Below are 5,617 nucleotides of genomic sequence, written 5' to 3'. Positions count from 1 at the left end.
CCGAATTTTATCTAGCCGTTATAGAAATAGAAGAAAGAGATTTGGCTTGCGAGTAAACCTGCTAGCAGGAATTTATAACTATGAGCTAAAAATAGCTGAAAAATCTTAATTCCGCAAGAGGTCTAGTGAAGCTTTGGCATCAAGACGGGAAGTTGCTAAGAACTCTCAAAGGACACAATGCGGCGATTTCCAGCATCAGTTTCAGCCCGGATGGACAGACGTTTGCTTCAGCGAGTGCTGACAAAACGATAAAATTGTGGCACCAAGACGGCACGCTTGTGAAAACCTTTCAGGGACATACTGCTGGTGTCTTGAGTGTTAGTTTCAGTCCAGATGGTCAGACTTTAGCTACAGCGAGTGCTGACAGAACCGTGAAACTCTGGAATCGGGATGGAACTTTGCTCGACACCTTGATAGGACATCAGGAATCGGTAACAAGCGTGAGTTTCAGTCCGGATGGTCAGACTTTAGCTTCTGCTAGTGCTGACGAAACGGTGAAGCTTTGGCAACTTAACGGAAGTTTGCTCATCACTCTGGCGGAACATAGTGCTGCTATCTTGGATGTCAGCTTCAGTCCCGATGGTAGTACTTTAGCTTCTGCCAGTGCTGATGGAACTGTAAAACTTTGGAGCAACAGCGGTCAGTTGCTCAAAACCTTAACAGGACATACAAATCGAGTCAATAGCATCAGCTTCAGTCCCAATGGTGAAACTTTAGCTTCTGCCAGTTCTGACGGAACGGTGAAACTCTGGAGCCTTAGTGGTAAATTGCTCAAAACCCTAGGTGGGCATACTGATAGCGTTTTGGCTGTAAGTTTTAGCCCAGATGGTCAAACTTTAGCTTCAGCCAGTAGCGATCGCACGATTATTTTATGGAATTTGGATCTTGATGCCCTACTGGTTCTAAATTGTGCCTGGATGCGGGACTATCTGCACTCCCCACACCCTCTCCATTTGCCAGTAGAGTTGCACAAAATCAAGGTTAATTGCGATCGCTATATATGAACTGATAGAAATTGGTTAGAAATATAGCGCTTCTCCCTTGAGTGCAATCCACTCGGAACCTCACCCCCTCACTGCAAACCCTATGCTTTCCCCATAAGTGCTGAAGACTTTTACAGGAGAACGTTTCAAAGAAAAAAGATTTCTGAATATAGGGAATCTCAAAGGAAACCTGACAAGGGTTAAACTCTCTGCTGGGAAGTAGAGCTAGAGAGGGAGATAACCAATAGACACGAAAAAAGTTTTTTCAACCCCTTGACAGTCTTTGTAGTATAAATGTAGTATTAAGGAGAAGCAAAGCAAAAGCATTTCTCTTCTTGACTTGCTTTACCTACCAGCTTGAAGGAGGTGTCTAAGGTGGTTCACATTCGTTTTGAAGGTCGTTCTTACGACATTGCAGAAAATCAACTGGGTGTAAGGGATGGGATGAACGACAAAGCCGTTAAGGAACGCCTCGCACAGCATTTTGATGTCAGAAGCGATCGCTTCCAATCCTACGTCGTAGATCGCCGTCCCAGTGGGGATTTAATTGTGCGTCCAGAAGCCGTTTATGGCTAAATAGTTTTGAATTTGAAATTAATTCAAAACTCAAAACTATTCATGTCCCGCGCCCTAATTTGTGAAGCATACACACATTCCCGTTACGATCGGGGAGGTAGTGGGTACTCTTCGAGAAGGCTTCGCCTACGATTCCCACCAGCTGCTTTTAATGCATCTGTAGCTCAACGGATAGAGCGCCAAAGTGATAACCGCTTTGTTAACTTGTGCGGGATTGAAAATTGCAAATCGTGGGTATTGATGGCACGCGCCCCGACTCTGGAAGCATACAAACTGGTAACGTTCGGGACACCGAATTGTAGGTACTCTTCGAGAAGGCTTCGCCTACGATTCCTACCCTCTCCGCTTTTTGGAGAGGTGTAAAAAAAAGCTTCTTTAACTTGCGCGTAGCCTACCACACTTTAACCCAACTGGAAATAAAAAATAAAGCTTCCACTTCGTACCCTAACCCAGAAAGCTTACATACTAGCTCTGTGGTAGAGCAATCGACTATTAATCGATAGGTCGGGTTCAACTCCCGTTAACTATAGCTTTCTTAACTTGTACGAAGTGACAAATTTTTCAGAAGCATATTGCAACCCAAATAGTGTCTTTTATGAAGATTCAACTTTAAATTTTGTGTTCCGCACCCTAACCTGAGAAGCATACACACATCCGCCTGATAAGCGGGAAATGTAGGTACTCTTCGAGAAGGCTTCGCCTACGATTCCTACCACTGTCATTATTTGGCAGTGTAGAGTAACGGTAACTCTCCAGTGAATAGCTTTTTAAACTTGTGCGGGACACTCATTATTTCTAATTGTAAAAATTTCCACTACGCGCCCTAATCGATAAAGCTTACATACTAGCCGAATTGGTACAGGCGCTTGACTCATAATCAAGATTATGCAGGTTCAAATCCTGCGTATAAACAAACAGCTTTCTCAACTTGCGCGTAGTGCCAATATTTCATTTCTAAGGATGAGGAGGAGTATAACAATGTCTGTAAAAACACTTAATATTCTAGAACAGTTGCAATCATTAACGCTAATTGAGACTGCGGAACTGGTTAAGCAGGTTGAAAAAACTTTCGGTGTTGATGCTTCTCCTCGTCAGCAGATAATTATTGCCGAGACAAACCAAGAAAATACTGACGGAAAACCAGAATTAAAAACTGAGTTTGATGTGGTTCTGGAGGAAGTTACTGCTGATAAGAAGATTGCAATCCTCAAAGTTGTACGGGCTTTGACTAATTTGGATCTGAAGGCAGCAAAAGACTTTGTTGAGTCAGCGCCGAAAGTGGTGAAGGAAGCGATCGCACTTGACATCGCCTCTGATATTAAACAACAATTGGAAGCCGCAGGTGCAAAAGTTTCTCTCAGTTAATGACGGTTGTGAAATACCAATCAGTCGATGAAATAGAAAGTCTAATCGCAGCATTCGAGAGTTGTACATTGCCACGATGCGAGTGGGATCATCGCGCACACTTAACCGTTGCAATATGGTATCTCACTCGTTACTCGGAAGCAGAAGCGACGAATTGCATACGCGATCGCATCCAGCACTACAACAAAGTTAGTGACATCCAAACCAACAAGGACAGCGGCTATCACGAAACCATAACTTTATTTTGGATTCGGATAATAGGTCGCTATCTATCGGTTGCAGAGCGAACTTGCTCTATCGTATATCTTGCCAACGAACTTATCGATAGTTACGGAGATAAGAATCTTCCTGTGACATACTACAACCGCGCTCGCTTAATGTCTTGGGAGGCACGAAATAGCTGGGTTGAACCAGATTTGAAACCTTTGGACTAAATTCTTTAAGAGGAGACTGTGCTTCCGCCAAAGGATTCCAAGACTGTTTTATTCTCATTACCCAGATTTGATTTTAATAGGAGTAAAATGACGCTTTTCCCGTCATACCGCCAGCGATTCAAATCGCTGGCTCATAGCGAAAGTCGGTTGAAACCGACTAATGAGAAAGCTGCTTCTATAGTCCACTAAAGTGGACTTGAGTCATACCGCCAGCGATTCAAATCGCTGGCTCATAGCGAAAGTCGGTTGAAACCGACTAATGAGAAAGCTGCTTCTATAGTCCACTAAGCGTGGACTTTAACTATTAGCCAGAGACTTAAGTCTCTGGCGGATAGAAAGCAATAGTCTTGCGCTTTCACTGAGTAATGACAATAGCTGATCCTGTAAGCAAAAACTATAAGCAGCAGGGTTGACAGGCTCTTTCTCAACGATTTATAATGGCAGTTGTCGCCGCGCCCCAACTGAAAAAGCTTACATACCCTTCTAAGGTAAAAAAACAGCTTTCTCGACTTGCGCGGCACCAAATTACTTGCGTGCGACATCTGCCTCCTCAACACTTTCTCGATGCAATGGAGGTAGTTGCAATGAATACACTAGAACGCGACTTGCGTTTGGAAATACTCAACAGTCTGCTTACCACACCACACCGGGAACTAGGTAAGGTAGCAGAAGTGCATAAGATGATGGTGGAACTTGACCCCATCTTTTACGGACACCTAGCTGTATGGTATCAGCGTCAGGGTGATGTCCGCGACCACAAGGAAGTTTTTGTTGGTAATTTGCTTACCAGCAGCTTGAACGAACACCGAGGTGCGGGTTTCATGATGCTACAAGAATTTCCGCCTTACCAGGTGGCGCGGATTGTAGACTTTATGAAGCAGCATCAGCAAAAGTTGCCACGTTCGGCGCGGACTGCGGTACAGCGTTATCTGAAGGAACGGGAAAAGAATGCTGCATTCTTCGATCGCGCTGCAATGCGGGGACGCAAGGCGATGAAGCATCTGTATGCAAGTTTGCACATCCGCCCTAGCGATCGCGCTAACGCCATACTATTTCTCGATGCACCACCTGAAGATAGCCTTGCGTTTGCACTCAAGCAACTTGCTTCATCAGAGACACCAGAAGCACAAGCACAACTGATTGCAGAACACAAAATTCCCTACACTGTTGCCATTGGTGCGGTGAAGGAAGTAACGCCAGAAGTGCTAATAGCGCTGGTTAACGCCATGTCACCGCAGGAAGTCATTAACAACCTCAAGTCACTGCAAGCGCGGGATGCGATGGAAAATGCCGAGGTGAAGGTGTTGCTTGATGCGAAACTGACCGAAGCGCAATCTAGCGATCGCGTCTCTGCATTCAAGGCAATGAAAGCAGGGGGTGTCGCCAATGTCGATGATGCAACTGTTGCACAGCTAGAGCAAGTTGTCAACGAACAGGTGAAAAAGCGGGGTAAGATTACCAAATCTACCGCCTTGTTTGTAGACAAAAGCAGCAGCATGACTGAGGCGCTGGAAGTCGGTAAGCAAATTGCAGCTTTGATTTCTGGCATCAGCGAAGGCAATTTGTTTGTTTACGCCTTCGACGACAAAGCAGTTGAAGTAAAAGCACAAGGTAAAACACTGTCAGATTGGGAAAAAGCCTTCCAGCACCTATTCCCAGAAGGTTGTACCAGCATCGGTGCATCCCTGGAAAAGATGCGTCGGCAGAAGCAGTCGGTGGAACAGATTATTATTGTCACCGATGAAGGCGAAAACAACGCTCCTTACTTCAACACAGTGTATCCCCGATACTGCGAAGAGTTGAAGATGATGCCGAATGTAATTATCGTCAAAGTCGGCAATCACAGCAACCATTTAGAACGGCAGTTGCAGGAGTCTCAAGTATCGCTTGAAACATTCACCTTCGCGGGTGATTACTACTCGTTGCCAAACTTAGTGCCAATGCTTTCTCGTCCATCTCACCTTGAGTTGCTGATGGAAATTCTAGAGACACCATTACCAGTGCGAGTTGATAACTAGATCGCCTGAATTTTAGCTCAATTGTAGGATGCGGAACCTAACTCCTTCCCTCGCAGGGAAGGGGGAGAAAAAACCCCCTTTGTCGTGAAAAAATTTCTTCCTTTTCCCTCTCTTCTTAGCGGGACTTGAACTTTGTTCAAGCCCAAACAAGCCCTAAATGGGCTAGGTGTAAGGCAAATACGTCAGTATTCTCCTGAAGCCAACGGACAAACCGATAGGATATAGCTGTTCTAAAAGCTGA

The 5,617-nt window shown here is 44.9% G+C and carries 5 protein-coding genes, 1 tRNA gene and 1 pseudogene; all 7 read left to right on the top strand.

The features are described from left to right. Nucleotides 1-109 (top strand): annotated as a pseudogene (locus tag AC2VDX_RS15065) (IS5 family transposase); the annotation flags it as partial. 16 nt (nucleotides 110-125) lie between these two features. After that, nucleotides 126-1,004 carry a WD40 repeat domain-containing protein gene (locus AC2VDX_RS15060; RefSeq protein ID WP_486928195.1) on the top strand — a complete coding sequence of 293 codons (879 nt, stop codon included), beginning with the start codon at nucleotides 126-128 and terminating at the stop codon, nucleotides 1,002-1,004. 354 nt (nucleotides 1,005-1,358) lie between these two features. Further along, nucleotides 1,359-1,559, top strand: coding sequence for a hypothetical protein (locus AC2VDX_RS15055; protein WP_486928194.1), 201 nt, complete (start codon nucleotides 1,359-1,361; stop codon nucleotides 1,557-1,559). Between the two features lie 843 nt (nucleotides 1,560-2,402). Beyond that, nucleotides 2,403-2,469, top strand: a tRNA-Met gene (locus tag AC2VDX_RS15050). 68 nt (nucleotides 2,470-2,537) lie between these two features. Then, nucleotides 2,538-2,924: a 50S ribosomal protein L7/L12 gene (gene rplL, locus AC2VDX_RS15045; RefSeq protein ID WP_486928193.1), complete on the top strand. Its 387-nt coding sequence runs from the start codon at nucleotides 2,538-2,540 to the stop codon at nucleotides 2,922-2,924. Further along, nucleotides 2,924-3,358 (top strand): hypothetical protein, encoded by a 435-nt coding sequence (locus tag AC2VDX_RS15040; RefSeq protein WP_486928192.1) that lies wholly within the window; start codon nucleotides 2,924-2,926, stop codon nucleotides 3,356-3,358. The genes rplL and AC2VDX_RS15040 overlap by 1 nt, the downstream gene beginning before the upstream one ends. A 584-nt stretch (nucleotides 3,359-3,942) precedes the next feature. Beyond that, nucleotides 3,943-5,376 carry a hypothetical protein gene (locus AC2VDX_RS15035; protein ID WP_486928191.1) on the top strand — a complete coding sequence of 478 codons (1,434 nt, stop codon included), beginning with the start codon at nucleotides 3,943-3,945 and terminating at the stop codon, nucleotides 5,374-5,376. Nucleotides 5,377-5,617: the final 241 nt, after the last annotated feature.

Source organism: Coleofasciculus sp. H7-1 (assembly GCF_057473865.1).
Note: the sequence above shows the minus strand (reverse complement) of the source record. Positions and strands in the feature narration are given on the sequence as shown.